Below are 457 nucleotides of genomic sequence, written 5' to 3' on the forward strand. Positions count from 1 at the left end.
TTATTATCAAATAAAATGAGGAAATTAGCATATAATACGAATGTAAACACCAGGCTTCCGCCTGCACAATAAATCTGTACCCAGCCTGTAGAAATTAACTGATAAGTTAGAAAAATAATTACATTGCTGAATACAACAGGGAAAACAAACGGATGTGAGCTTTTAGTATTCTGTTTTGAAAAAACATAAAACTGATACACCGCCAAGACTATAAATATTGACCAGACTGTATAGATAAAGGTTCCATAATAATGGTTCCAGATAATGGGGAAAAACAAATACAATAATCCTACAGCCCCTAATACAAGCGTTAATATTCCGAATATTTTCCGACAGTTTTTCAAATCAAATTCTTCCTGCTGAAAAGAAGCTTTAATGTAATAAAACAGAGCCGGTCCTGTAAAAAACAATGCTGATAATCCCAGATGTCCGATGATCCCCGGCCAGTCAGGATAAA

At 34.6% G+C, this 457-nt stretch carries 1 pseudogene; it reads right to left on the reverse strand.

What is annotated here, in order from left to right:
* Positions 1-457, reverse strand: a pseudogene (locus BBI01_RS11590) (helix-turn-helix domain-containing protein); the annotation flags it as partial.

The sequence above is a fragment of the Chryseobacterium artocarpi genome, from assembly GCF_001684975.1.
Taxonomy (GTDB): Bacteria; Bacteroidota; Bacteroidia; order Flavobacteriales; family Weeksellaceae; genus Chryseobacterium; species Chryseobacterium artocarpi.